Raw genomic sequence first — 24726 nt, 5'->3', positions numbered from 1 at the left:
TGGCAAAGCCGACTTTCCTCGTCAATAGGTACTAACTACGCTCGGGGTATGCCGGAGGAGCAGGACCCGAACGACTCACTCGAAGCGGCCACCCGGGCGACTCGCAGTCTCCAGGGACTGTCGGCCGAGATCACCGCCCGCATCCCCCAGTTGCTGGAGGCCATGCGGTCCGTCGGCGCGGGGCTGGAACTGCACTCCACCCTCGACCGGATCTGCGAGACCGCCGCCGAGCTGGCCCACTCCCGCTACGCCGCGATCGGCGTCGTCGACGCGGAGGGCGAGGGGCTCTCCGACTTCGTCACGTACGGGGTGCCGGACGAGACGGTGGCCCGGATCGGGCGCCGTCCGGACGGGTACCGGGGGCTGCTGGGCGCGCTGATCCACGATCCGGTCCCGGTGCGGCTCGCCGATCTGACGGCCGATCCGAGGTTCGCCGGCTTCCCGCCCGGCCATCCCCCGATGCGGACCTTCCTCGGCGTCCCGATCCGGGTGCAGGGCGAGATCTTCGGCAATCTGTACCTGGCCGAGAAGGAGGGCGGCGGCGAGTTCAACGACTACGACCTGCACATGGTGCGGGTGCTCGCCACGGAGGCCGGGATCGCCATCGGCAACGCCCGGCTGTACGAGGCGGCGCGCCAGCGCGAGCGCTGGATCGACGGTTCGGTGGCCGTGACGACCGCCCTGCTCTCCGGCGGGGACGCCGACGGCGCGCTCTCCGTCGTCGCCGAACAGGCCCGCCGCCTCGCCGACGCCGCCGCAGGAGTGGTGCTGCTGCCGACCGGGGACGACGGTCTCGAAGTCGTCGCCGTCTCCGCGGACGACCCCGCCTCCTCGCTCGGGGTGGTCATCGGGCCGGAGAGCCCGGTCGCGGCGAGACTGCTGGAGGGCGAGCCGGTCTTCGTGGACGACTCGGCCACCGACCCCCGGATGGTCACCTCACTGGCACCCCGGTACGGCCCGAGCATGCTGCTGCCCCTCAAGAGCGGAGGGCGGGTGCTGGGCGCGCTCGCCACGCCGAGACCCCGGGGCGGCCGGCCGTTCACGGAGGCGGAGCGGACCCTCGCCACGCAGTTCGCCTCGCAGGCCGCGCTCGCGCTGATGATGGCCGAGGCGCAGCGGGACCGGGAGCGGCTGGCGGTCTACGAGGACCGGGACCGGATCGCCCGCGATCTGCACGACCTGGTGATCCAGCGGCTGTTCGCCACCGGGATGATGCTGGAGAGCGCCCAGCGCCGTTCGTCCGTGCCCGAGGAGCGGAACGGGATCGGCCGGGCGGTCGACGAACTGGACGTGACCATCCAGGAGATCCGCACCGCGATCTTCGCCCTCCAGCAGGAGCCCGCCGAGGCGCCGTCGGGGCTGCGCACCCGCGTTCTGCGCGAGATCAACACGGCGGCGGTCCCGCTGGGCTTCAAGCCCTCGCACCGCTTCCTCGGCCCGGTCGACTCGCTGGTCGGTGAGCTGACCGGCAAGAACCTGATCGCGGCGTTGCGGGAGGCGCTGTCCAACGCCTTCCGGCACGCCGACGCGTCGGTGATCGACGTGGTGGTCGATGCCACGGCGACGCTGCCGGACGGGCGGGCGGCGGTACGGCTGTCGGTCGCCGACGACGGGGTGGGCATTCCCGAGGGCGGCCGCCGCAGCGGGCTGCGGAACCTGGCACGCCGGGCGGAGTCGCTGGGCGGGGCCAGTTGGTTCGGCCCCGGCATCGGGGAGGACGGCGGTGGGACGACGGTGGTGTGGGAGGTCCCGGTCTGAGCGCGACCGGGGTGCGACCGGGACGGGCGTCAGGGCACCCGGCCCGGGGCCCGGCGCTCGGCGATGATCCGCTCGATGACAAGGGCGACGCCGTCCTCGGCGTTGGTGGCGGTGCGGCCGGTGGCGGCGGCGAGCGCGGCCGGGTGGGCGTTGCCCATCGCGTACGAGGTGCCCGCCCAGCGCAGCATCTCCACGTCGTTGGGCATGTCGCCGAAGGCGACGACCTCGGCGGGCGAGATGCCGCGCTCTGCGCAGCACAGCTCCAGCGTGCTGGCCTTGGAGACCCCCGTGGCGCTGACCTCCAGCAGGGCCGTCGGGCTGGACCGGGTGATGGCCGCCCGGTCCCCGGCCGCCGCGAGGGCCAGGGTGAGGAACGCGTCCGGGTCCAGGTCGGTGTGGTGGGCGAGGAGCTTCAGCATCGGGATGCCGGCGCCGGGCCTCTCCTCGTCCAGCAGCTTCTCGACCGGGGCGACCGTGGCGTTCGGGTCCAGATGGAGGGGAGGGTACGCCGGCTCGTAGTGGATGCCGGAGGCCAGCTCCACGGCGAAGGAGACGCCGGGGGCGGCGGCCCGCAGCGCGCGGACCACGTCCAGGGCGACGGGGCGCTCCAGCGGACGGACCTTGACCAGCTCGCCGCCCGCGTGCAGATCCGCCACCGCCGCGCCGTTGGCGCAGATCGCCAGGCCGTGACCGTGCACATGGTCGCTGACGACCGTCATCCAGCGGGCCGGGCGCCCGGTGACGAAGAAGACCTCGATGCCCTCCTCCTCGGCGGCGGCGAGCGCGGCGACCGTGCGCTCGGAGACGCTCTTGTCGTCGCGGAGCAGGGTTCCGTCCAGGTCGGTGGCGATCAGCCGGACAGCGGCGGGCGAGGGCGAATCGGAAGCTGAGGTCACCCGTTCATTCTCCCGTACGAGCGTGCACGGGCGTGCGCAGGGGCGCACATCTGAGGATGTACGCCCCTGACCAGGTGGGCATGCCTGAGGCATATGCCAGCAGTGTCGGCCGCGCCCCGGACTCCGGTGGCCGGGGCCGGCGAGAGACCGGTCAGCGGCCGAGCTGGGCCAGTCCTTCGGTGGCGATGCGTTCGTAGACCTTCTCGTCCGCCGCGAAGTCGGAATCGGGGATCGGGGCGTGGACGACGATCTCTGTGAAGCCCAGTTCGAAGTGGGTGCCCGCGAAGTCCACGAACGCGTCGAAGGACTGGAGGGGACGGTCCGGGGTGAATCCGGTGAGCAGGATCCGGTCGAGCTCGGAGGCGTCCCGGCCGACGGCCTCGCAGGCCGCGTCCAGCTTGGCGATCTGCTTGCGGATGGCCGCCACGGACTGCTCGGGGGTACCCGTCTCGTACAGCTTCGGGTCGCCGGTGGTGACCCATGCCTGCCCGTACCGGGCGGCGAGCTTCATGCCGCGCGGGCCGGTGGCGGCCACCGCGAACGGCAGCCGGGGCCGCTGGACGCAGCCGGGCACGTTGCGGGCCTCGTTCGCCGCGTAGAACGTCCCCTCGTACGTCACCGAGGGCTCGCGCAGCAGCCGGTCGAGCAGCGGTACGAACTCGTCGAAGTGGTCCGCCCGCTCGCGCGGGGTCCACGGCTCCTCGCCGCTCCGGCGCAGCGTCGTGGCGTCGAATCCGTTGCCCCCGGCGCCGATGCCCAGGGTGATACGGCCGTCGCTGACGTCGTCCAGCGTGATGAGGTCCTTGGCGAGTGTGACGGGGTGCCGGAAGTTGGGGGAGGTGACGAGGGTGCCCAGGCGGAGCCGCGTGGTGGCCGTGGCGGCGGCGGTGAGAGTGGGCACTGCGCCGAACCACGGGCCGTCCCGGAAGGACCGCCAGGACAGGTGGTCATAGGTGTACGCCGCGTGGAAGCCGAGTTCCTCCGCTCGCTGCCACTTGGCGCGGCTGGCCGCGTGCCATCGGTCGACGGGAAGGATCACGGTGCTCAGGCGCAGGCTCATGCCGACGAGCCTACGTCCGTTCAGCGGACGGCCGACGCCTCGTTGTGGCCGGATTCTGATGAGTCCGAGGTGCTTCGGCTCGAACAGGGCGGCACGATCCGGGATCCGGCACTCCGACGAGTGGCTGACAGGTGCCCGCAGACGCCCGAGGGACATCCTGGACGATCCCGCCCAGACACGTTGGGCCGAGGACGCGTACGCGGACTTCATGCGGGACATCGACGCCATCAGCAATCACGCGCAGGTACTGGCTCGCGACAATGGAGCGACGGGATTCTCATCGGAGGAGATCGCGGCGATCAAGAAGCATGTCTTCGACACGGAACACCCCATCGAAGACTACGAAACAGGGAAGGTCGTCGTGCGCAAGTTCGACGCTGATGCGGAGATCGCAGACGCGTGGATTCGCTTGAGAGCCGGGAACTCCCTGCCTGAGGACAGACTCCTGCTGGAGCACGAGCTGGCTGAGCTCACCTACCTCCGCGAGAACCCCGGAGTGACCTATCAGGAAGCGCATAGGGTCGCCAACGAAACGTACAATTGGCAGGATTCCGTACCGCTGAACAAGCGGGAAGACTTTGAGGGTGAGTGGTAGTGGCCGCACTCGTCTACTTCCGGAAGATCTCCGAGGACGCGGAGCTGGTCCGCTACGAGTTCGGGGATGATCCGGACAGCTTTTCGCGACACCTGACCATGGACAAGGAATCCCGCACGTCGTCGGTCGACGACGACCGGACGGACTACTCGTTCCTTAAGGCGTCCCGAAAGATCAACGCTATGCGTGAGGAGCGCGGTCAGTGGCCGGACCGTGGCATGAGCGTGAGCTGACCGGACTTCGTCATGGCTTCAGCCCAGTTCTTCGTCGACCAGGGTGCTGCCGACGTCCGGGCCGTGGCGGAACGAGCGGATAACGCTGAAATCACAGGTCAGGCTGCGATAGGTGAACAAGGCTTCACTGAGGTGACGAGGGTGCCCAGGCGGATGCGCTCCGTCGCCGTGGCGGCGGCGGTGAGGGCCGGGACGGCACCGAACCAGAGTCCGTCCCGGAAGGACCGCCAGGCGAGGTGGTCGTACGTGTACGCGGCATGGAACCCGAGTTCCTCGGCCCGCTGCCAGATCTTCTGTCCTTCCGCCCACCGATGGATGGGGAGGATCACGGTGCTCAGACGCATGTCCCCGACGATACGTGGGCTCTCCCGGCCCTACGGAGAAAGCTGACGGACGGGCGCGACATGGGCGCCGTGCCGGGGCGGTCACCGTGACGTGGTCGGTGAACCGGGTGGGGCGCCGCTCCCCGAGTGGGCACAGAGGATCACCGGGGCGTACCGCGACCGGTCCGGCCGGGGCCGATCACCCCGGCTTCGCGCAGAGCGCCCGTGCCCCGGTCAGCCGCGCAGCCTGAGGTACTGCGGCGGCACGGCGTCGGTCAGCCAGACGCCGTTGGCGCTGACGTGGAAGGTGTGGCCGTCGCGGTGCATCGCGCCCGCGTCCACCGACAGCACGACGGGACGGCCGCGCCGGGCGCCCACCCTGGTCGCCGTCTCCCGGTCGGGCGAGAGGTGGACGTGTGTGCGGTTCATGGGGCGCAGCCCCTCGCTCCGGATCTGGTCCAGCACCCGGCCCACCGTGCCGTGGTACAGGTACGCGGGCGGTTCGGCGGGCGGCAGTCCGAGGTCCACCGGGACGGTATGGCCCTGGCTGGCCCGGATCCGGTCACCTTCCACGGCGAACCGCCGCTTGTCGTTGGTGGCGACGACATGGTCCAGCTCGGCCCGGGTGAGAGGGACGTTGTGCCGGGCCAGGGCGCGCAGCAGCGTGTCGATCGGCACCCAGCCCTGGGCGTCGAGGGTGACGCCGATGCGCTCCGGCTGATGGCGTAGGTGTTTCGAGAGGTATTTGGACACCTTGACGGTGCGTCTTTCGTCCATGCCGCCAGAGTGCCCGCGGCGCTCCCTCCGACGCACCCGGGTTTCGCCCGCACCGCGACGCACTTCTCAGCGACGTCCCGAGGCGTTCCGAGGCGTTTCGGAGAAACTGTGCGTCCATAGGTTTGATCCACAGTCAGAACTCCTTATCCACAGGTGAATTGGTGATTCTGTGGACAACTGCCGTGCTATTTAAGTGTTTTGCTCAACTTTGTCCATTTCTGGGGCTGGTGGAACAAGTGAGTTCAAGGTCCTTGTCTGTACCTCCCGTTCGGCGGCTGCCGCGACGAAGGCCGCAACGTTCTCCTCGCCAACCAGCCGCTGAACGGCCCGGATCGTCTGCGGCGGCAGCTCCACCGGAAGCGCGGCGATCGGCGGGACGTCCCCGCCGAGCGGAGTGTCGGCACCGAGGTGGTGGTGCAGATGGCGGGTTGCGAACGTGCGCATGGCGCGGGCCAGTTCCGCGTCGACCGTCTGCTGGGCGAGCGGCCGCAGCCGGCGCACCATGGCGGCCGCCTCGGTCGCGTCCGAGTCGGTCGGCGGGCGATGGCCGAGATAGCGGGCGAAGACGTGCTCGGTGGTGAACTCCAGGAATCGGGAGGCGATCTGCTCGACCTGTCCGCGAAGTTCCCTGAGATGGCCGGAGATAGCGATGAGCGGGACTCCCGCGGCGTGCAACTCCACGGCCACGGCCAGCTCCTGGGGGCTCGGCACCAGGAACTCGTCGTTCTTCCCCGGGACCGGTTCGAGCACCCCCAGCTCCACGGCCTCGGCCACCGCCTCGTCGTCCGGAACGCCACCGAACGCGTCGATCAGTTCGGCCAGGGTGATCCGGTCGGCCTGTTCGTCCGTCCAGGGGCCGTGCACCTCGGCGACGAGCCCGAGCACCCCGCCGAGGCCGCGGCCGGTGTCCCAGGCGTCCAGGAGCTCCTTGATGCTGGCCAGGGTGTAGCCCCGGTCCAGCAGGTCGGCGATCTGCCGGAGCCGGGCGAGATGGGTCTCCCGGTACACATTGGCCCGGCCGCGCCGCTCCGGCGTCGGCAGCAGGCCGCGGTCCTGGTAGGCGCGGATGGTCCGGACCGTGGCCCCGCTGGCGTGTGCCAGGTCCTCGATCCGGTACTCGGCGGCGGTCGGCCGGTCCGCCGCCGGGGCCGGTCGCGCGGTGCCGCTCACAGCGGCGGCTTCAGCCGGGCGATCCCGCGCAGCACACCGGGGCCGAACCGGGAGAGGATCCGGGCGCCACGGGCCTCCGGGGTCACCGGCACGACGGCCTGGTTGCGCACCACCGCCTTGAGCACCGCGTCCGCGACCCGCTCCGGCGGGTAGTTGCGGAGCCCGTACAGTCTGCTGGTCCGCTTCCGCAGCCTGGTCTCCTCGGCGGCGTCGGCCCCGGCGAAGTGCGTCGTCGCCGTGATGTTCGTGTTGACGATGCCGGGGCAGATGGCGCTGACCCCGATCGACCGCTCGGCGAATTCGGCCCGCAGGCATTCGCTGAGCATCAGCACCGCCGCCTTGGACGTGCTGTACGCGGGCAGCGCCCTGGACGGCTGGTAGGCGGCGGCGGAAGCGGTGTTGACGATGTGGCCGCCCTGGCCGCGCTCGGCCATCTGCCTGCCGAAGATCCGGCAGCCGTGGATGACTCCCCACAGGTTGACGTCGAGAACGTTCTTCCAGTCCTCGCTCGTGGTGTCCAGGAAGGAGCCGGACAGGCCGATCCCGGCGTTGTTGACCAGGACGTCGACGATGCCGTACTCGGCGGCCACCTTCTCGGCGAGCTTCTCCATCGCCTGCTCGTCGCTGACGTCGGCCACTTCTCCCCAGGCGTCCTGGGCGCCGATCAGCCGGGCCATCTCCGCGGTCCGGGCCGCCCCCTCCGCGTCCCGGTCCACGGCCACCACCCGGGCGCCCGCCTCGGCGAACGCGAAGGAAATGGCTCGGCCGATGCCCCCGGCCGCCCCCGTCACGAGGACCAGCCGGCCGCCGAACCGGTCCGCGTACGCCCCGGTCGGAGCGGTGTCCCGGACCGGGGCAACCTCCCCGTCCGTCTCGTTCGCGGCGACGAACTCGCCTATCCAAGAAGCGAGTTGGTCGGGCCTGGTGCGCGGCACCCAGTGCTTTCCTTCGAGGGACCGGCGCACCAACCGCGGTGCCCACAGCTCAAGCTGGTCGTAGAGGTGCTCCGAGAGGAAGACGTCGCCGGTCGGCGTGATCAGCTGGACCGGAACATGCGCGTAGGCGTCGTCGCGGGGCCGGCCCAGCCGGGCGCGGACGTTGTCGCGGTAGAGCCAGGCGCCGTGCGCCGCGTCGCTGGGCAGCGAGGCCGTCGGGTAGTCGCCCGCGGGCACCTTCTCCAGCCGCTCCAGGATGCGCGGCCACCGCTTGCCGAGCGGCCCGCGCCAGGCCAGCTCCGGCAGGACGGGCGTGTGCAGCATGTACACGTACCAGGACTTGGCGCCCTGGCCGAGCAGTTGGCCCACCCGGCGCGGGGTCGGCCGGGTCATCCGCTGCTTTATCCAGTGCCCGAAGTGGTCCAGGGAAGGGCCGGACATCGAGGTGAACGAAGCGATCCGGCCCTCGGTCCGCTTGACCGTGGCGAACTCCCAGGACTGGACCGACCCCCAGTCGTGCCCCACGAGGTGCACCGGCCGGTCAGGGCTCACCGCGTCGGCGACCGCCAGGAAGTCGTCCGTCAGCTTCTCCAGGGTGAACCCGCCGCGCAGCGGTTTCGGCGCGCTGGACCGGCCGTGCCCGCGCACGTCGTACAGCACGACGTGCCACTGCTCGGCCAGCTGCGCCGCCACCTCGGCCCAGACCTCCTTGCTGTCCGGATAGCCGTGGACCAGGACGATCGTCGGCCGCGAGGCATCGCCCAACTCCGCGACACACAGCTCGATTCCACCCGTACGCACCCGGCGCTCACGCGCACCCGGCAGGCTCGGCAGGCTCATGCCGCCACCCTTTCCTCGGCCCAGCGCCGCACATGCGGCAGATCGTCGTCCAGCCAGAAGGCGCTCTGCTCGGGGTCCTTGGAGTCGGTGACCACCAGGATCTCCTCGAACTTGGCACCCGTGCCCCGGAATCCGAGATGGGGCTCGACCGCCCACAGCCCGGGCTGCGGCGGATGGTCGGAGAAGCGGTAGGGACTCCACAGCGGGGACCAGCCGTCCCGGTGGCCGTGCAGAGCGTCGCCCAGCAGACCCTTCAGGGACTGGGTGCCGAAGCCGAACACATGGGGGGACCATCGCCGTTCGGCGACGCGGTCGACCTTGTGCGCGATGACCCCGAAGGGGTAGGCGCGGTGCCGGTTGGCGTATCCCTGCCGGACCATCAGGCGGTCCACGTCCTCGTATATCTCGCGCAGCGAGCGCCGCTCGCGCACCTCGCGCAGTATCAGCGCGCGGTGCGCCTCCAGGTCGGCGAGGAGCTTGTCGTGGAGCGGGTTGGGGCCGAGGCAGCCGGAGTAGCCGATGTCGGCCGTGTAGCCCTTGAACACGGGGGCCATGTCGAGGATGAACGGCATCCCCGGCTCCAGCTTCCGGTTGCCCGGGAAGAACTGCAGCGGCACCTTGAAGTCGGCGAACGCCGTACGGTCGCCGAACCAGGCGAACGGGAGGTGGAACCAGTCCCGCACCCCGCGCCCACGCAGCCAGTCGCGCTGCATCCGGGCCGCCTCGCGCTCGGTCACTCCCGGTTCGAGCCGGGCCGCGACCGCCTCCGCGCAGGCGTACGCGAGGCTCTGCACCTCTCTGAACCCCCGCAACTCCGGGGCCTGTGCGTCCTTCACCACCGAATGCATGCCACCGTCCGTTCCCTGCCGTGTGCGGTACGTGCCCGTAACGTGACACTGATGAATGTGACAATGTCCGGCGGCTACGTCAAGGGGTGTGCGGGCGCCTGTGGAAAACCCGGCCGGGCCCGCCCCGGTGCCGGGATGTCCTCCGCCGTGACGGCTCCCCTACGGGTTCGTACACCTGGAGTCGGACGCCGATCCAGCCGCCAGGGCTGATGACCGCAGTGACCCGCGCCACTACGTTCGATATGTGACTGTGATCGCGACTGAGCGCCTGACTATGCGGTTCCCCCGGGTGACCGCGCTTGACCGGCTCTCCCTGGACATCGGCCCCGGCGTGACGGGGCTGGTGGGTTCCAACGGGGCCGGCAAGTCCACATTGATCAAGATCCTGCTGGGGCTGTCCCCCGCCACCGAGGGCCGGGCCTCCGTGCTCGGCCTCGACGTCGCCACCGAGGGCGCCGCCATTCGGGAACGGGTCGGCTACATGCCCGAGCACGACTGCCTCCCGCCCGACGTCTCGGCCACCGAGCTCGTCGTCCACATGGCGCGGATGTCCGGGCTGCCCCCGACCGCCGCGCGCGAGCGCACCGCGGACACCCTGCGGCACGTGGGCCTCTACGAGGAGCGCTACCGGCCCATCGGCGGCTACTCGACCGGCATGAAGCAGCGCGTCAAGCTGGCGCAGGCGCTCGTCCACGACCCCCGTCTGGTCCTGCTCGACGAACCGACCAACGGCCTGGACCCGGTCGGCCGCGACGAGATGCTCGCCCTGATCCGCCGTGTCCACACCGACTTCGGCATCTCGGTCCTGGTCACCTCGCACCTCCTGGGCGAGCTGGAACGCACCTGCGACCACGTCGTCGTCATCGACGGCGGCACCCTGCTGCGCTCCAGCTCCACCAGCGACTTCACCCAGACCACCGCCACCCTCGCGGTCGAGGTCACCGACAGCGACACCCACCCCGACGGCACCGACGCGCTCCGCCGTGTCCTCACCGAGGCCGGGGTCAAGCTGCTCGGCCACGACGGGCTCGACACCCAGGGACTGCCCGGCGCGGGCCACATCCTGCTGATCGAGGCCGTCGGCGAGGAGACGTACGACACCGTGCGCGACAGCGTCGCCGGGCTCGGCCTCGGCCTCGTACGGATGGAGCAGCGCCGCCACCACATCGCCGAGGTCTTCCGCGCCGAGGAGGCCCACGCCGCCACCGCCCCGGCACCCGGCGCCTCCGCGTCGGCCGCCCGTACAGCAGAAGGGGAGCGGTCGTGATGAGCAACGGGACCGGAACCACGGCCGGGAGCGAGACCTCCCGCATCCACAACATCGGCTACCGCTCGTACGACGGCCCCCGGCTGGGCCGGGGCTACGCGCGGCGCTCGCTCTACACGCAGTCCCTGCGCGGAGCCTTCGGACTGGGCCGTTCCGCCAAGTCCAAGGTGCTGCCGATGCTGCTCTTCGGTGTGATGTGCCTGGTCGCGGCGATCATCGTCGCGGTCGCGGTCGCCACCCCGGGCATGAAGGCGCTGCCGCTGAAGTACACCGCCTTCGCGATCTTCCTCCAAGCCGTGATCGGCCTCTTCCTCGCGTCCCAGGCGCCGCAGTCGGTCTCCCGGGACCTGCGCTTCAAGAGCGTGCCGCTGTACTTCTCGCGGCCGATCGAACGGGTGGACTACGTCGTGGCCAAGCTTGCGGCCATGGCCTCCGCCCTCCTCATCCTCACCGGCGTGCCGCTCGTCATCCTCTATCTGGGCGCGCTCCTCGCGAAGTTCGACTTCGCCGAGCAGACCAAGGGGTTCGGACAAGGCATGGTCTCGGTCGCGCTGCTCTCCGTGCTGTTCGCCGCGCTCGGCCTGGTGATGGCCGCGCTGACCCCGCGCCGCGGCTTCGGCGTCGCCGCCGTGATCGCGGTGCTGACCATCACCTACGGCGCGGTCTCCACCGTCCAGGCCATCGCCTGGACCACGGGCTCCGAGGGAGCCGTCGAGTGGCTGGGGCTGTTCTCCCCGATCACCCTGATCGGCGGCCTGCAGACTGCCTTCCTCGGCGCCGACTCGGCCTTCCCCGGAGGGGAAGGCCCGGGGGCCGGGGCCGGGCTGGTCTATCTGATCGTGTTCCTCGCGCTCGTCGCCGGCAGCTACGCCGTACTGATGCGCCGCTACCGGAGGGTCGGGCTGTGACCACCATCGAGATCGACCACACCTCGCGCTGGTTCGGCAATGTGGTCGCCGTCAACGACGTGAGCATGACGGTGGGGCCGGGTGTCACCGGACTGCTCGGACCCAACGGCGCGGGAAAGTCCACGCTGATCAACATGATGGCCGGATTCCTCGCCCCGTCGACCGGCACGGTCACCCTGGACGGCCGGCCGATCTGGCGCAACGAGGCCGTGTACCGGGAGATCGGCATCGTGCCGGAGCGGGAGGCGATGTACGACTTCCTGACCGGCCGCGAGTTCGTCGTCGCCAACGCCGAGCTCCAGGGGCTCGGCGACGAGGAGGCGCGACGGGCGCTCGCCACGGTCGAGATGGAGTACGCGCAGGACCGCAGGATCTCGACGTACAGCAAGGGCATGCGCCAGCGGGTCAAGATGGCGTCCGCGCTGGTCCACGAGCCCTCGGTGCTGCTGCTCGACGAGCCGTTCAACGGAATGGACCCGCGGCAGCGGATGCAGCTGATGGAGCTGCTGCGACGGATGGGGGCGGAGGGGCGCACGGTGCTCTTCTCCTCGCACATCCTCGAAGAGGTCGAGCAGCTCGCCTCGCACATCGAGGTGATCGTGGCCGGACGGCACGCGGCCTCCGGCGACTTCCGGAAGATCCGCCGGCTGATGACGGACCGCCCGCACCGCTATCTCGTACGCTCCAGCGACGACCGCGCCCTCGCCGCCGCCCTGATCGCGGACCCGTCGACGGCCGGGATCGAGGTGGACCTCGGGGAACAGGCCCTGCGCATTCAGGCGGTCGATTTCGGACGCTTCACCGAGCTGTTGCCGAAGGTCGCACGTGAACACGGAATTCGCCTTCTGACCGTTTCGCCGTCCGACGAGTCCCTCGAATCGGTCTTTTCCTATCTCGTATCGGCCTGAGTAGTGGCCTGAAAGGAGCTGTGAAGCGTCATGTACGAACCCACAGTCGCCCGGCTCACCTACCGGGCCCTGCTCGGCCGACGCCGGGCCGCCATCCTGTTCGTCCTGCCGGTGCTGCTGGTGATGATTTCCGTCGCGGTACGGATGTTCGCCGGCTCCGACGACCAGGTGGCCTCGGACGTGCTGGGCGGCTTCGCCCTCGCCACGATGGTGCCGTTGATCGGTGTGATCGCCGGGACCGGGGCCATCGGTCCCGAGATCGACGACGGCTCGATCGTCTATCTGCTGTCCAAGCCGGTGAAGCGGCCGACGATCATCTTCACCAAGCTGATTGTCGCCATCGCCGTGACCATGGTCTTCTCGGCGCTGCCGACGCTGGCCGCGGGCCTGATCCTCAACGGCAACGGCCAGCAGATCGCGGTGGCGTACACCATCGCGGCACTGGTCGCCTCGATCGCGTACAGCGCGCTGTTCCTGCTGCTGGGCACGGTCAGCCGGCACGCGGTCGTCCTCGGGCTCGTCTACGCGCTGGTGTGGGAGGCCCTGTTCGGCTCGCTGGTCCCCGGGGCGCGCACGCTCAGCGTCCAGCAGTGGTCCCTGGCCGTGGCCGAGAAGGTCGGCGGGAAGGGCCTGATCACCGCCGACGTCGGACTGACCACCGCGACGGTCCTGCTGGTGGCGGTCACGGTCGTGGCGACCTGGTACGCGGGCCAGAAGCTGCGCACGCTGAAACTGGCCGGAGAGGAGTGAGCGGGGCCTCGGCCCCGTACGCCCCGGCATCCGTCGGCCCTCGCCCTCCGGGGCGGGGGCCGACGCGTTTCCGGCCGGTTTCCGCGTAACTGTGCGGTTATCGGTTCGTTGGTCGAGATGCGTGGAGGCAACTGGAATCCGTGGCGTCGTGGCTTTCGTGAATCAGGGGAATGCCGGTGCCGGCGGGGCAGTAGCCGTCGGGCCGGTCATCGAGTGAGTGGCAACCGTGAGCGTCCTCCACCCTTCGAGCCCGGGACAGGGCTGTCCGTCACCCGCTTCACGACAGAAAGTCATGCCCATGCCCACGGAAGTCGCTCTGCTGGAATCACGCGCGCTGCGTGTCGAACAGATGGGGCGAGTCGATGTCCTCGACAAGGTGAAGAGCCTTGTCATGCTCCCGGACGGAATTCACGTTCGCACAGAGGATGTGGCGCGTTACTTCGAAGTATCCACAGAGGCCGTCAAGAAGGTCACGCAGCGGCATCGGGACGAGGTGGTGGAGAACGGCCTCATCCTGATGCGTGGCGATGAGCTGCGGAAATTCCATAGGGACATGTTGTCCCTATGGAGCGGGCAGGGGGTGGAAAGTTATCCACAGGCTGCCACGCAACTCACTCTCTACACCCGCAGGACCGTCCTCAACATCGCGATGCTCCTTCGCGACAGCGACATCGCCCGATGCGTCCGTACGTATCTGCTCGACGCCGAGCGGGACCTGCGGGCGGGCTATGCCGCTCTCGAACACCGCGTTACCCGGGTGGAGAGCTGTCTGGCCGGGGTCGGGGCCGCGCTCCAGGAGCTGGGGCCGGTCCTCGGCCGGATGTCGTACCGCCTCGACAGCCTCGACCGGAGGCTGGATGCCACACATCAGGTCGTCGGTGCGATGAGCGTGCGGCTGGGGCACGTCTCGGAGAACGTCGTCCGGATCGACGCCAGGACGGACGAACTCGCCCACAACCTGAAGGATCTGCGGCGCCGCGTCCGCAGACAGCGATGACCCGCTGAGAAGGCCGGGAGCGGGGGCTGTCCGCCCCCGCTCCCGGCCGTTCCCGCTACGGGGAAAAGAGACTACGAGGACTGGAGGAGCCGCTCCAGGACCACGGCGATGCCGTCCTCCTGGTTGGAGGTGGTGACCTCCTGGGCCACGCCCTTCAGCTCCTTGTGCGCGTTGGCCATCGCCACGCCGTGCCGCGCCCAGGCGAACATCGGGATGTCGTTCGGCATGTCACCGAAGGCCAGGGTGTCCGCCCCCTTCACGCCCAGCCGGCGCGCGGCCAGGGAGAGCCCGGTCGCCTTGCTCAGCCCGAGCGGAAGGATCTCCACTATCCCCGGACCGGCCATGACCACGTCCACGAGACTGCCGGCGGCCGCACGTGCCGCCGCCGCCAGGGCGTCGTCGTCCAGCGCGTGGTGCTGGATGTAGACCTTGTTCAGCGGCGCGGCCCACAGCTCGGCCGGATCGTCCACGACGACGGCCGGAAGCGGCCCTTCCTGTACGCGGTAGCCGGGGCCGACCAGGACCTCGCCGTCGAGACCGTCGCGGCTCGCCGCCATGGCCAGCGGGCCGACCTCGGCCTCGACCTTGGACAGCGCCAGGCCGGCGAGCTGCCGGTCCAGCGTCAGCGAGGTCAGCAGCCTGCGCTCGCCCGCGTGGTACACCTGTGCGCCCTGGCCGCAGACCGCGAGCCCCTCGTAGCCCAGGTCGTCCAGGATGTGGCGGGTCCAGGGGACCGACCGGCCGGTGACCACGATGTGCGCGGCACCGGCCGCGGCGGCCGCGACCAGTGCCTCACGGGTGCGCTCGGAGACCGTCTCGTCGTTGCGCAGCAGCGTGCCGTCGAGGTCGGTCGCGACGAGTTTGTACGGGAAGGTCACTTGGCGACCGGTTCCAGGACCTCGCGTCCGCCCAGGTAGGGCCGGAGCACCTCGGGCACCCGGACCGAACCGTCGGCCAGCTGGTGGTTCTCCAGGATCGCCACGATGGTGCGCGGCACGGCGCAGAGCGTGCCGTTCAGCGTCGCCAGCGGCTGGAGGACCTTCTTGCCGTCGCGGTTGTCGCGCATCCGGACGGAGAGGCGGCGGGCCTGGAAGCTGTTGCAGTTCGAGGCGGAGGTCAGCTCGCGGTACTTGCCCTGCGTCGGGATCCACGCCTCGCAGTCGAACTTCCGGGAGGCCGAGGCACCCAGGTCGCCGGTGGCCACGTCGATCACCTGGAAGGGCAGCTCAAGACCGGTCAGCCACTGCTTCTCCCAGTCCAGGAGCCTGCGGTGCTCCGCCTCGGCGTCGGCCGGGTCGACGTACGAGAACATCTCGACCTTGTCGAACTGGTGCACCCGGAAGATGCCGCGGGTGTCCTTGCCGTACGTGCCGGCCTCGCGGCGGAAGCAGGGCGAGAAGCCGGCGTAGCGCAGCGGGAGCTGCTCGGCGTCGATGATCTCGTCCATGTGGTACGCGGCGAGCGGGACCTCGGAGGTGCCGACCAGGTAGTAGTCGTCCTTCTCCAGGTGGTACACGTTCTCCGCGGCCTGGCCGAGGAAGCCGGTGCCCTCCATGGCGCGCGGGCGGACCAGCGCGGGGGTCAGCATCGGGACGAAGCCGGCCTCGGTGGCCTGCGCGATCGCCGCGTTGACCAGGGCCAGCTCCAGGAGCGCGCCGACGCCCGTCAGGTAGTAGAAGCGCGAGCCGGAGACCTTGGCGCCCCGCTCCATGTCGATGGCGCCGAGCTTCTCGCCGAGCTCCAGGTGGTCCCTGGGCTCGAAGCCCTCGGCCCCGAAGTCACGGATCGTGCCGTGCGTCTCCAGGACGACGAAGTCCTCCTCGCCGCCGACCGGCACGTCCTCGTGGACGATGTTGCCGATCTGCAGCATCAGGCTCTTGGCCTCGGCGTCCGCCTCGTCCTGTGCCGCGTCGGCGGCCTTGACGTCGGCCTTCAGCTGCTCGGCCCGCTTGAGCAGCTCGGCGCGCTCCTCGGGCGAGGCCTTGGGGATGAGTTTGCCGAGCGCTTTCTGCTCGGAGCGGAGTTCGTCGAAGCGGACACCGGACGACCTGCGCAGCTCGTCGGCGGAGAGCAGGGCGTCGACGAGGCCGACGTCCTCTCCACGGGCGCGCTGGGAGGCGCGAACACGGTCGGGGTCCTCACGGAGCAGGCGAAGGTCAATCACCCCTCCAGGCTACCGGTGGCCCTTCCCCCGCTCGAACCGATATGGGCGAGCGTGTCACTTTGCCCAGATTGCCGGAATTAGTGATGCTGGGGGATTGTGTGGCCGGAGAGGATTCCGGCTGTCAATAAGAAGCATCTATTCGCCCGAATGGGGCAGATGGCTTCACTCTCTTGACGCATCGCCCTTGCTCGGGGCGGTAGTTGGCCCTCGCTTGTCCACAGGTTCCGAGATCCCCGGAAGTTATCCACAGGCTGTGAGGAAGTTCTGTGGATTCCGGAGGGCGGTATTCCGGGAGCGGTGGGGAGGGGTGCGGGTTCCTGCTGCGGGCTCGTCTCGAATCCGCTTCAAACCCGCTTCGGGCGCTCGTTCGGGTGAGAATTGGCCGTCTTCGCGAGTTGATCAACGGAATTGGCCGATGTGTGGCACCTGGGGTGCCCTGGCGGTCTGTGGACGCACCTGTGCCCGCCAGGGGTGATTTGTCGACCATGTCGTATCCGGCTGTCGACTTGTCCCCAGGTTCCCGGCCGCCCCTGTGGATAACTCGGTGGATAACTCTGGGGCCGGGAATCTTCGGATAGTGCGATGCCGTCAGCCCCGGCCGTCCAGGTTCCTGGCCAGCCAGTCGGAGGCCTCGGTGAACTCCGTGTCCGACGTTCCGGGCCGCAGCGGGCCCACGTCCTCCGGCTCGACCCCGGCCCGCGGATACGAACCCAGGAACCGTACCTTCGGGCAGATCCGCTTCAGCCCCATCAGCGCCTCGCCGACCCGGCGGTCCGCGATGTGGCCCTCGGCGTCCACCGCGAAGCAGTAGTTCCCGATGCCCGCTCCCGTCGGGCGTGACTGGATCAGCATCAGGTTCACCCCGCGCACCGCGAACTCCTGGAGCAGTTCGAGCAGGGCACCGGGGCGGTCCTCGCCCATCCAGATGACCACCGAGGTCTTGTCCGCACCGGTCGGGGCCGCCGGGCGGGCGGGACGGCCCACCAGGATGAAACGGGTCTGCGCGTTCTCCGCGTCGTGGATCTCGGTCACCAGCGGGACGAGGCCGTAGGTCGCCGCCGCGAACTCGCCCGCGAAGGCGGCGTCGTACCGGCCCTCCTGGACCAGCCGGGCCCCGTCCGCGTTGGAGGCCGCCGACTCCCACACGGCGTCCGGGAGATGGGCGGCCATCCAGTTGCGCACCTGGGGCTGTGCGGCCGGGTGGGCGGTGACCGACTTGATGTCGGACAGCTCGGTGCCCGGCCGCACCAGGAGCGCGAAGCTGATGGAGAGCAGCACCTCGCGGTAGATCATCAGCGGTTCGCCGCTGGTCAGTTCGTCGAGCGTCGCGTTGATGCCGCCCTCGACCGAGTTCTCGATCGGCACCAGGGCCGCCGCGGCGGCCCCGCTCCGTACGGCGTCGAGGGCGGCCGGTACGGAGACCATCGGGACGAGCTCGCGGGTGGCGGCTTCCGGGAGCGTACGGAGGGCGACCTCGGTGAAGGTGCCTTCGGGGCCGAGATAGGCGTAGCGCGTGGCGGACATGTCCGTCACCCTAATGGGCCTTCCGCTCCCCGGGGCTCAGGATTCGAGCAGCCGCTGCCCCACGTACTCGCCCTCCGCCGCGCCGCCCGGCACCGCGAACAGCCCGCTCGCCTCGTGCCGGATGAACGGCGACAGGGCATCGCCCCGGTCCAGCTTCCGCTGCACCGGAACGAAGCCGCGCAGGGGGTCCGCCTGCCAGCAGATGAACAGCAGGCCGGCGTCGGGGGTGCCGTCCGCCGCGATGCCGTCGTGGTACGAGAAGGGGCGCCGCAGCATGGCCGCGCCGCTGTTCTTCCCGGGGGAGGAGATCCGGGCATGGGCGTTGTCCGGGATCAGGAGCTTGCCGTCCGGGCCCGCCCGGTCGAGGTCCATCGGTGTGGTCTCGGTGCCACCGCTCAGCGGGGCGCCGTCCTTCTTCCGGCGCCCTATGACCTGCTCCTGCCGGGCCACCGGGAGCTTCTCCCAGTCGTCCAGCAGCATCCTGATCCGGCGCACCACCGCGTACGAGCCGCCCGCGAGCCACTCGTACGCGGTGCCGGTCCCGGCGGGGACGAAGACGCGGCGGTCGAAGTCGCTCTCGGTGGGCTTCGGGTTGTTGGTGCCGTCGACCTGCCCCATCAGATTGCGCGCGGTCATCGGCGCGGCCGTGGCACCGGGGGACCGGTTGAAGCCGTTCATCTGCCAGCGGACCCGGGCCGCCGGAGCGGCCGCACGCTGCACGGCCCGCAGCGCGTGGAAGGCCACGAGCGCGTCGTCCGAGCCGATCTGGACCCAGAGGTCGCCCTCGGAGCGCTTGGCGTCGAGGTGGTCGGAGGAGAAGGGCGGCAGCGGGTCGAGCCCCTGCGGACGGCGGTCGGCCAGCCCGGTACGTCCGAAGAAGGTCCGGCCGAAGCCGAAGGTGAGGGTCAGCGAAGACGGCCCGGCGTCCAGCGCGATCCCGGTGTCGTGGTCCGGGCCGTCCGCCGCGCCGGTCCCGGCGGACTCCCCGGCCATCAGCCGCCCGGCCAGCTCCGACCAGCGGCGCATCAGGACGATGGCCTCCTTGCGGCCGGCGCCGGGCACCAGGTCGAAGGCGACGAGATGGCCGCGGGCCTGAAGCGGAGTGGTGATCCCCGGTTGATGTTTCCCGTGAAACATCGCCCGCGTCGCGCCGACCGCGGTCAGCGCGGTGGGCTCGTCGGGGCGGGTCGCGGCGTAACCGGCCGCACCGCCCGCCGCACCCAGCACGAGTCCGGCCGCGCCGGCCGCGCCGACGCCGCCGATCAGCCGCCGCCGGGAGACGCCCGTGTCGGTGGGCGTGCCCCCGTCGGTGGGAGTGACCCCGCCCGCGTCGGCCGTACGGTTCCCCTTCGCGGAGGCCGTACGGCCTCCCTGCGCCGGGGTCGTACGGTTCCGTGTCCTGCTGCCGCTGCTCTCCGTGCTCACGATCCTGCTCAGCCGATCTTCGTGGTCTTGTCGACGGTCGTCTGATCGATGTCCGAGGTACGGACGGTCACGGCGACCTTCCAGGTGCCCGGCACCGGGATCTGGACGGCGGACGCCGTCCAGTGCCCCTTGGCCAGCCTGGTGGGAACGGCCGGCAGCGGGCCGAGGTTCTGGGACTTCAGCGTGAAGGAGACCTTCACCTCGGGGACGTCCAGCGGCTTCCCGTCGGCGTCGTTGACCCACAGGTGCAGCTCGTTGGCGCCGGTACGGGCCGGGGTGATCTCCAGCCGCACCGTTCCGCTGCCCTTCTCGCCGCCGGTGTCGAAGGGCAGCTCCATGGTGGCCTGGCCGCCGGTCACCGGGGTGGACGCCGCCGCCGACGCGCGGGACGCCTCCTCCTCGGTACGGGCCGGCTCGGTCGAGGTCAGGACCGTCGTCACCGCCAGCAGGACCACGGCGACGCCCACCTCCGCCAGCACCGAGCGGCGCAGCCCGGACCGGCCGGGGTCGGCGTCGCGGAGCCGCTTCTTCTCGGCGGTGGCCACGGCGGCCCGCTGGCGGGCGAGCTGGGCCGCCCGCTCGGGATCGACGTCCCGCGCGGACTCCCGCACGGATTCCCCCGCCGGCGCCTCGGAACCCGCGGAGCTCTCGGAATCCGAAGAACCCGCGGAGTCCCCGGCATCGGGGGAGTCCCCGGTCCGGTCCGTGCCCAGCCGGGCCGTCCAGCGCCGGGACGTCCAGGCGAGCGCGACCATGACGGCGACCAGCACCACCTTCGCGATCAGCAGCTGCCCGTACCCGGTCCCGGTCAGCGCGGACCAGGTGCCGACCTGGCGCCAGGACTGGTAGATCCCGGTCGCGACGAGGACGACCACGCTGCCGAACGCCATGGCGGAGAAGCGCCGTACGGCCCCCGCGTCGAGGCCGTCGGTGCGGTGCAGGGCGACCAGCAGCGCCACGAGGCCGCCGAGCCAGGCGGCGACGGCCAGCAGGTGCAGTACGTCGACCGGCATGGCGATGCCCGGCTGGAGCCCGGCCGAGGCGTGCTCGGCGAGCGCCCACGTACCGGCGATCCCGGCGGCGACCACCGTTCCGCCGATGGCCAGTCCGAAGGCGAGGTCCTTCTGCTCGCGCCGGTCCTCACGTCTGGCGTAGGTGCCGAAGAGAACGGCGATGAAGAGTGCGGAGGCCCCGAGCAGCAGCAGCCGGGAGACCAGCGCGGCACCGGGCTTGGTGTCGAGCACGGCCTTCAGACCGTCGAGGTCGAAGGCGTCCGCGAGCTTCCCCGACCCGGTGTACGGGTTGCGCAGCAGCAGCATGGCCAGGGTCGAGACGGTCAGGGTCATCCATCCGCGCACCACCAGCCGCTGGAGCGGACGCTCCCCCGCGCCGCGCTGCCAGCAGGCCAGCACGAAGGCGGAGCCGCCGACCAGCAGGATGAACCCGGCGTACGCGGCGTAGCGCGCGATGCTGTAGAGGACGCCGACGAGCCCGCCGCCGGCCTCCTGGTCCGGCAGCGCCACGTCCGTCTGCGAGGGCGCGCCGATCGAGAAGGTGAAGGCGCCGGAGATCGGGTGGCTGTCCGCGGACACGGCCTGCCAGGCGACGGTGTACGTCCCGTCGGCCAGCCCGGTGCGCAGTGCCACGCCGTACCGCACGGCGGATTTGTCCGTCAGGTCGCGCGGCTCGGCTCCGGTGTCGGCGCGTTTGCCGTCCGGGGCGAGGACGCGGACGGAGTCCTTGCCGAGGGCGACCTGCTCGGAGAAGGAGAGCGTGACCTCCTTGGGGGCGGTGGTGACCACCGCCCCGTCCTGCGGATCGCTCCCGGTCAGCGCCGCGTGCGCGGCCGCCGGGCCCGCGCCCGTCAGCAGCAGTCCGAGGACCATGCCGACGAGGACGGCGAGCAGCGAGGCGACGGCGAACGGACGGCGTGGCGCGGGAATGGCCGGGCCGTGGGGCCGGGCCGGTCCGAAGTGCGGGGCGGTGGCTGTCATGGCGAGTCAGTCCCTCACTGCGTCTTCGGGTTGTAGGTGGTTTCCTTCACGGGAAGGTCGACCTTTATCGGATCGGCCTTCTCGAAGTGCAGCTCCACGGAGATCGTGTCGCCCTGCTCGGGCCGCTGCTTGAGCTTCATGAACATGATGTGGTTGCCGCCGCGCCGCAGATCCAGCTCGCCACCGGCAGGCACGTCGAAGGACGTCACCATGCGCATGGCCTGGTTTTTTGTCTCGTGGATCGTGACGTCGTCGGAGAGCGGGCTGGTGACGGAGGTGAGCCGGTCGGAGGTCCCGCCGCTGTTCTTCACGACGAGGAATCCGGCCGCCATGTCGCCGACGGGCTGCGGCATGAACGCACCGCTCACCGTCAGGTCCGGCGCGCCGTCCGAGGACGAGCAGCCCGCCAGCGTCAGCCCCGCGGTGAGGGCGACGACGCCGGCGAGCGCGGTGCGCCGGTTCACGGGTTGGCCCCCGTCATGATCTTCGGGAGGTCCTTGGTGTAGTCGTCCGGCGAGGTGTCCTCGCTGTAGACGAGGTAGCCCTTGTCCGTCTTCGGGGAGAACGCGATGACCTGCGAGCCGTGCATCGAGACGACCGTGCCGTCCTTCTCCTTCTTCGGCGCGTCGATGCCGATGCCGATCTGGCGCGCACCCGCCTGGATGGCCGGGAAGGAGCCGGTGAGGCCGATGAAGGACGGGTCCTGCGCCTTGAGCCACTTGCCGAGCGAGGACGGGGTGTCCCGCTCGGGGTCGGTGGTCACCATGACGACCTGGAGCTTCTCCTGGTCGGCCTTGGGCAGCGCCTTCTTGGCGATGGCGATGTTGCTCATGATGAGCGGGCAGACGTCCGGGCAGTTGGTGTAGCCGAAGTAGATCAGCGTCGGCCTGCCCTTGGTCCGCTCGCGGAGGTCGAACTTCTTGCCGTGGGTGTCGGTGAGGACGAGGTCCGGCTTGGTGAACGGCTGGTCCAGGACGGTCGCGGCCCCCGTCTTCGGCTGGACCGACACGTCGGCGATGGGCTTCTTGGCGTTGTCGTCACCGCTGCCACAGGCGGACAGGGTGAGCGCGGCCGCGGCGACGAACGCCGCGGCCAGCACCGTTTTCTTGTACATGGAGCACTATTCCTGGTGATCGATGGGGCGGGTGTGGCAGTGGATCAGGAAGCGCGGCGGCGGCCGGCGAGCGCGCCGAAGGCCACTCCGGCCACGCCGACGACGATGCCGACGATGCCGAGGACCCGGGCCGTGGTGTCGCTGGAGGAGACGGCGGACGCGACCGGCGTCTCCTTGGCACCGGCCTTGTCATCGGCCTTGGCGCCGCCGTGGGCGTCGTCCTTGGCGTCGGTCAGCGCGAGGACGGGCGCCGGGCTCTCGGGCTCCTCGGCACCGGGCTTCTGCTCCTCGATCCAGCGGACGACTTCCTTGTTGTCGTAGGTCTGGACGGCCTTGAGGACCAGCTGGTCGGTGTTCTCGGGGAGCTGACCGAGGGAGAGCGGGAACTGCTGGAAGGTGCCGGGGCGGATGCCGCGCTCGTCCTTGGCGCCCTCGGCGGTCCAGGTCACCTTGGAGACGGCCTCGTTGATCTTCTGGCCGTGCATCTCCAGCGGCTTCGCCAGCTTGCTCCTGGTGACCTCGACGCTCCAGCCGGGGATGGCCTGCGGCATGACCGAGACCAGCGGGTGGTCGGTCGGGAAGTTGACCTCGACCTTGGTGGTCGCGGCGTCGTCGCGCTCGTTGGGGACCTTCACGTTGACAGTGGCGTAGCCGCCCTTGGCGGCCTCGCCCTCCGGCTGCACGCTGACGTGCGCGGAGGCCGTACCGGCCAGGAGCAGGACGGTGGACGCGGCGAGGCCGCCGGTGAGGGCGATGCGGGAAACGTTCATGACAGGAATCACTCCATGAGGCACGAGGCGAACGGTGGTCCGGCGCGCGGATGCGCGGCGGTGTGCGCGACACCTCTCCTCTTCCCGCCGACGGCAGGCGTGTGCCAGGAAGGCGGGCACGGCACGGAACAGGACGTTCCGCGGACCGGGCCGAGGGGGTGTCGCGTCAGGCTGCGAGCGCGTAGGCGGCCGGAGGGCCGCGCCTGATCACCTGGTGCTGCAAGGGGTCCCCGGTGGCGGGTGCCGGGGCGTCGACCGCCGTACGGGCGAACCTCGGCCCGGTCGTCGGACCGGACAGCCCGGACCGCACCGCGTGGACGAGGGCGAACGCCGCGCGCAGCGCACGCAGCCGGGCCCCGGCCGCGATCTGGTGCACGCCGTACGCGGACAGCCGGACCAGCCGGAAGAGGGCGACCTCGCCGCGGCGCAGCAGCCAGCCGGTGGCCAGCGCGGCCAGCAGATGGCCGAGGAGCATGGGCAGGTCGGGCAGCAGGGCGCCGGAACCCATGCCCGGCATCGCGGAGGCGGCGACGTCCGGCCGCACACCGGCCACCACGGCCGCCGGGTCGATCCCCGCGGTGGTGACGATGCGGTGGGCGTCGGCCGCGTTCAGCTGGGCCGGTCCGGCACCGCAGACCAGGCTCGCCGCGAACCGGATCAGCGCGTCGTCGCCCGTCGCGGCGGCGTCCGCCGCCGTACCGTGCGCGCCCAGGCCGAACAGGGCGTGCAGGGCGAGCTGCCCGCCCGCCAGCGCGGCGGTGATGGACGGCAACGTACGCTCGCGCCCGGCGAGCGGCGCGGCCACCGCGAACACCCCCAGGAATCCGGCGAGCAGGGTCCACCAGGGGACCGCCGCACAGGAGGCCAGGGCATGACCGGCCGCGGACAGCGCGACGCAGACCGCGGCGAACACCGCGGTCCTCAGGAGCCGCAGACCGGCCCCGGCGCTTGCGACGGGCATAGACATGGCGAGGTCATCATCGCACCGGCCCGCCGCCACCGGAACGGCAGGTCCGGAAGGCCGGATTCCCCCCGGAGAGCGGCCGGCCCGCCATCGGCACCCCGGTGCAGGCGCTCCCCGCTCGGATTTCCCCAGGAGAGCGGCAGCCACGTCCGCGCGGTCGGAGCCCCGCCCCCACCGGCGGCTGCCCGCCGGACGTCGGGCTCGCCGGCCCGCGCGCGGCGCCTCCCAAGGGCCCGTGCGCCCGCGCACCGGGCGCCGCCTCCGCTCCCGCACCCCGGCGCCGGACCCCCCTCGTGCCCCGGCACGCCCTCCGCGTACGCGACGCGCCCCCTCACATATGCGACGCGCCCCCGGCCGCCCGACGTGCCCGGCCGCCTCGGCATACACGGGCGCACGGACGGCTGGCTATCCGCCGAATGAGCGGTGTCACATCGGGGGTGCGCTTACGGAGAAGGCCGCGCGGTAATACGTATCGGTATGTCGAGCCGCAGCCAGGAGGCTGGAGC

General features: G+C 70.8%; 23 protein-coding genes and 1 pseudogene. 8 read left to right on the top strand and 16 right to left on the bottom strand.

What is annotated here, in order from left to right; all coding sequences use genetic code 11:
* The first annotated feature begins 48 nt into the window (after positions 1–48).
* On the top strand, positions 49–1758 hold the full coding sequence (locus ACIQGQ_RS08740; RefSeq protein ID WP_402392443.1) for a GAF domain-containing sensor histidine kinase: 1710 nt from the start codon (positions 49–51) through the stop codon (positions 1756–1758).
* Positions 1759–1787: 29 nt separating this feature from the next.
* Here the strand turns inward: ACIQGQ_RS08740 and ACIQGQ_RS08735 are convergent, their stop codons facing one another.
* The gene (locus ACIQGQ_RS08735; protein WP_402392441.1) at positions 1788–2654 is read right to left on the bottom strand and encodes a Cof-type HAD-IIB family hydrolase; all 867 of its coding nucleotides are present in this window, start codon (positions 2652–2654) and stop codon (positions 1788–1790) included.
* 151 nt (positions 2655–2805) lie between these two features.
* Entirely contained in the window at positions 2806–3714 is a 909-nt protein-coding gene (locus tag ACIQGQ_RS08730; RefSeq protein WP_402392438.1) for an LLM class flavin-dependent oxidoreductase, read from the bottom strand.
* Positions 3715–3922: 208 nt separating this feature from the next.
* Between ACIQGQ_RS08730 and ACIQGQ_RS08725 the strand changes: the two genes are divergently transcribed.
* Both ACIQGQ_RS08725 and ACIQGQ_RS08720 read left to right on the top strand, forming a co-directional pair.
* A complete protein-coding gene (locus ACIQGQ_RS08725) occupies positions 3923–4309 on the top strand; it encodes a hypothetical protein (protein ID WP_402392436.1) in 387 nt (128 codons plus the stop codon).
* On the top strand, positions 4309–4542 hold the full coding sequence (locus ACIQGQ_RS08720) for a hypothetical protein (protein ID WP_402392433.1): 234 nt from the start codon (positions 4309–4311) through the stop codon (positions 4540–4542). The genes ACIQGQ_RS08725 and ACIQGQ_RS08720 overlap by 1 nt, the downstream gene beginning before the upstream one ends.
* A 98-nt stretch (positions 4543–4640) precedes the next feature.
* On the opposite strand, the gene ACIQGQ_RS08715 is transcribed toward ACIQGQ_RS08720, so the two are convergent.
* From ACIQGQ_RS08715 to ACIQGQ_RS08695, 5 genes are all read right to left on the bottom strand, one after another.
* The gene (locus tag ACIQGQ_RS08715; RefSeq protein ID WP_402392430.1) at positions 4641–4886 is read right to left on the bottom strand and encodes an LLM class flavin-dependent oxidoreductase; all 246 of its coding nucleotides are present in this window, start codon (positions 4884–4886) and stop codon (positions 4641–4643) included.
* A 213-nt stretch (positions 4887–5099) separates the two neighbouring features.
* Positions 5100–5642, bottom strand: coding sequence for an RNA 2'-phosphotransferase (locus tag ACIQGQ_RS08710; RefSeq protein ID WP_402392427.1), 543 nt, complete (start codon positions 5640–5642; stop codon positions 5100–5102).
* Positions 5643–5831: 189 nt separating this feature from the next.
* On the bottom strand, positions 5832–6812 hold the full coding sequence (locus ACIQGQ_RS08705; protein ID WP_402392424.1) for a MerR family transcriptional regulator: 981 nt from the start codon (positions 6810–6812) through the stop codon (positions 5832–5834).
* Positions 6809–8587, bottom strand: a complete 1779-nt coding sequence (locus ACIQGQ_RS08700; RefSeq protein ID WP_402392422.1) for an SDR family oxidoreductase — start codon at positions 8585–8587, stop codon at positions 6809–6811. Before ACIQGQ_RS08700 ends, ACIQGQ_RS08705 begins: the two co-directional genes overlap by 4 nt.
* Complete coding sequence (locus ACIQGQ_RS08695; RefSeq protein WP_402392419.1) at positions 8584–9435, bottom strand: M24 family metallopeptidase; 852 nt, start codon at positions 9433–9435, stop codon at positions 8584–8586. The genes ACIQGQ_RS08700 and ACIQGQ_RS08695 overlap by 4 nt, the downstream gene beginning before the upstream one ends.
* Positions 9436–9709: 274 nt before the next feature.
* On the opposite strand from ACIQGQ_RS08695, the pseudogene ACIQGQ_RS08690 reads away from it, so the two are divergent.
* From ACIQGQ_RS08690 to ACIQGQ_RS08670, 5 genes and pseudogenes are all read left to right on the top strand, one after another.
* Positions 9710–10706 (top strand): annotated as a pseudogene (locus ACIQGQ_RS08690) (ABC transporter ATP-binding protein); the annotation flags it as partial.
* Positions 10702–11610 carry an ABC transporter permease gene (locus tag ACIQGQ_RS08685; protein WP_366288387.1) on the top strand — a complete coding sequence of 303 codons (909 nt, stop codon included), beginning with the start codon at positions 10702–10704 and terminating at the stop codon, positions 11608–11610. The pseudogene ACIQGQ_RS08690 and the gene ACIQGQ_RS08685, both read left to right, overlap by 5 nt.
* The gene (locus ACIQGQ_RS08680; RefSeq protein WP_402393401.1) at positions 11607–12518 is read left to right on the top strand and encodes an ABC transporter ATP-binding protein; all 912 of its coding nucleotides are present in this window, start codon (positions 11607–11609) and stop codon (positions 12516–12518) included. Before ACIQGQ_RS08685 ends, ACIQGQ_RS08680 begins: the two co-directional genes overlap by 4 nt.
* A gap of 30 nt (positions 12519–12548) precedes the next feature.
* Positions 12549–13268 (top strand): ABC transporter permease, encoded by a 720-nt coding sequence (locus ACIQGQ_RS08675; protein WP_402392416.1) that lies wholly within the window; start codon positions 12549–12551, stop codon positions 13266–13268.
* A 298-nt stretch (positions 13269–13566) separates the two neighbouring features.
* Positions 13567–14265 (top strand): hypothetical protein, encoded by a 699-nt coding sequence (locus ACIQGQ_RS08670; protein ID WP_402392413.1) that lies wholly within the window; start codon positions 13567–13569, stop codon positions 14263–14265.
* 71 nt (positions 14266–14336) lie between these two features.
* Here ACIQGQ_RS08670 and ACIQGQ_RS08665 read toward each other — a convergent pair whose 3' ends face one another.
* The 9 genes from ACIQGQ_RS08665 to ACIQGQ_RS08625 all read right to left on the bottom strand — a co-directional run bounded on the left by ACIQGQ_RS08665 (position 14337) and on the right by ACIQGQ_RS08625 (position 24223).
* The gene (locus ACIQGQ_RS08665) at positions 14337–15143 is read right to left on the bottom strand and encodes an HAD family hydrolase (RefSeq protein WP_402392411.1); all 807 of its coding nucleotides are present in this window, start codon (positions 15141–15143) and stop codon (positions 14337–14339) included.
* The gene (gene serS / locus ACIQGQ_RS08660; protein WP_402392408.1) at positions 15140–16429 is read right to left on the bottom strand and encodes a serine--tRNA ligase; all 1290 of its coding nucleotides are present in this window, start codon (positions 16427–16429) and stop codon (positions 15140–15142) included. The genes ACIQGQ_RS08665 and serS overlap by 4 nt, the downstream gene beginning before the upstream one ends.
* Positions 16430–17017: 588 nt before the next feature.
* Entirely contained in the window at positions 17018–17953 is a 936-nt protein-coding gene (gene pheA / locus ACIQGQ_RS08655) for a prephenate dehydratase (RefSeq protein WP_402392406.1), read from the bottom strand.
* Between the two features lie 36 nt (positions 17954–17989).
* On the bottom strand, positions 17990–19378 hold the full coding sequence (efeB, locus tag ACIQGQ_RS08650) for an iron uptake transporter deferrochelatase/peroxidase subunit (RefSeq protein WP_402392404.1): 1389 nt from the start codon (positions 19376–19378) through the stop codon (positions 17990–17992).
* Positions 19379–19386: 8 nt separating this feature from the next.
* Entirely contained in the window at positions 19387–21372 is a 1986-nt protein-coding gene (locus tag ACIQGQ_RS08645) for a copper resistance protein CopC (RefSeq protein WP_402392402.1), read from the bottom strand.
* A 14-nt stretch (positions 21373–21386) separates the two neighbouring features.
* Positions 21387–21836: a copper chaperone PCu(A)C gene (locus ACIQGQ_RS08640; RefSeq protein WP_402392399.1), complete on the bottom strand. Its 450-nt coding sequence runs from the start codon at positions 21834–21836 to the stop codon at positions 21387–21389.
* The gene (locus ACIQGQ_RS08635; protein ID WP_402392396.1) at positions 21833–22486 is read right to left on the bottom strand and encodes an SCO family protein; all 654 of its coding nucleotides are present in this window, start codon (positions 22484–22486) and stop codon (positions 21833–21835) included. The genes ACIQGQ_RS08640 and ACIQGQ_RS08635 overlap by 4 nt, the downstream gene beginning before the upstream one ends.
* Positions 22487–22530: 44 nt before the next feature.
* Positions 22531–23256: a YcnI family protein gene (locus tag ACIQGQ_RS08630; RefSeq protein WP_402392393.1), complete on the bottom strand. Its 726-nt coding sequence runs from the start codon at positions 23254–23256 to the stop codon at positions 22531–22533.
* Positions 23257–23422: 166 nt separating this feature from the next.
* Positions 23423–24223 (bottom strand): hypothetical protein, encoded by an 801-nt coding sequence (locus tag ACIQGQ_RS08625; protein WP_402392391.1) that lies wholly within the window; start codon positions 24221–24223, stop codon positions 23423–23425.
* Positions 24224–24726: the final 503 nt, after the last annotated feature.

The organism is Streptomyces sp. NPDC092952 (assembly GCF_044754785.1).
In the GTDB taxonomy this organism is placed as follows: Bacteria; Actinomycetota; Actinomycetes; order Streptomycetales; family Streptomycetaceae; genus Streptomyces.
This window is presented reverse-complemented; position numbering and strand designations above follow the sequence as displayed.

Coding starts and splice junctions, on each gene's coding strand:
- ACIQGQ_RS08740 (WP_402392443.1), top strand. CDS start 49: ATGCCGGAGGAGCAGGACCCGAACGACTCACTCGAAGCGGCCACCCGG.
- ACIQGQ_RS08730 (WP_402392438.1), bottom strand. CDS start 3,714: ATGAGCCTGCGCCTGAGCACCGTGATCCTTCCCGTCGACCGATGGCAC.
- ACIQGQ_RS08725 (WP_402392436.1), top strand. CDS start 3,923: ATGCGGGACATCGACGCCATCAGCAATCACGCGCAGGTACTGGCTCGC.
- ACIQGQ_RS08715 (WP_402392430.1), bottom strand. CDS start 4,886: ATGCGTCTGAGCACCGTGATCCTCCCCATCCATCGGTGGGCGGAAGGA.
- ACIQGQ_RS08710 (WP_402392427.1), bottom strand. CDS start 5,642: ATGGACGAAAGACGCACCGTCAAGGTGTCCAAATACCTCTCGAAACAC.
- ACIQGQ_RS08700 (WP_402392422.1), bottom strand. CDS start 8,587: ATGAGCCTGCCGAGCCTGCCGGGTGCGCGTGAGCGCCGGGTGCGTACG.
- ACIQGQ_RS08695 (WP_402392419.1), bottom strand. CDS start 9,435: ATGCATTCGGTGGTGAAGGACGCACAGGCCCCGGAGTTGCGGGGGTTC.
- ACIQGQ_RS08685 (WP_366288387.1), top strand. CDS start 10,702: ATGAGCAACGGGACCGGAACCACGGCCGGGAGCGAGACCTCCCGCATC.
- ACIQGQ_RS08675 (WP_402392416.1), top strand. CDS start 12,549: ATGTACGAACCCACAGTCGCCCGGCTCACCTACCGGGCCCTGCTCGGC.
- ACIQGQ_RS08670 (WP_402392413.1), top strand. CDS start 13,567: ATGCCCACGGAAGTCGCTCTGCTGGAATCACGCGCGCTGCGTGTCGAA.
- pheA (WP_402392406.1), bottom strand. CDS start 17,953: ATGTCCGCCACGCGCTACGCCTATCTCGGCCCCGAAGGCACCTTCACC.
- ACIQGQ_RS08645 (WP_402392402.1), bottom strand. CDS start 21,372: ATGACAGCCACCGCCCCGCACTTCGGACCGGCCCGGCCCCACGGCCCG.
- ACIQGQ_RS08635 (WP_402392396.1), bottom strand. CDS start 22,486: ATGTACAAGAAAACGGTGCTGGCCGCGGCGTTCGTCGCCGCGGCCGCG.
- ACIQGQ_RS08630 (WP_402392393.1), bottom strand. CDS start 23,256: ATGAACGTTTCCCGCATCGCCCTCACCGGCGGCCTCGCCGCGTCCACC.
- ACIQGQ_RS08625 (WP_402392391.1), bottom strand. CDS start 24,223: ATGTCTATGCCCGTCGCAAGCGCCGGGGCCGGTCTGCGGCTCCTGAGG.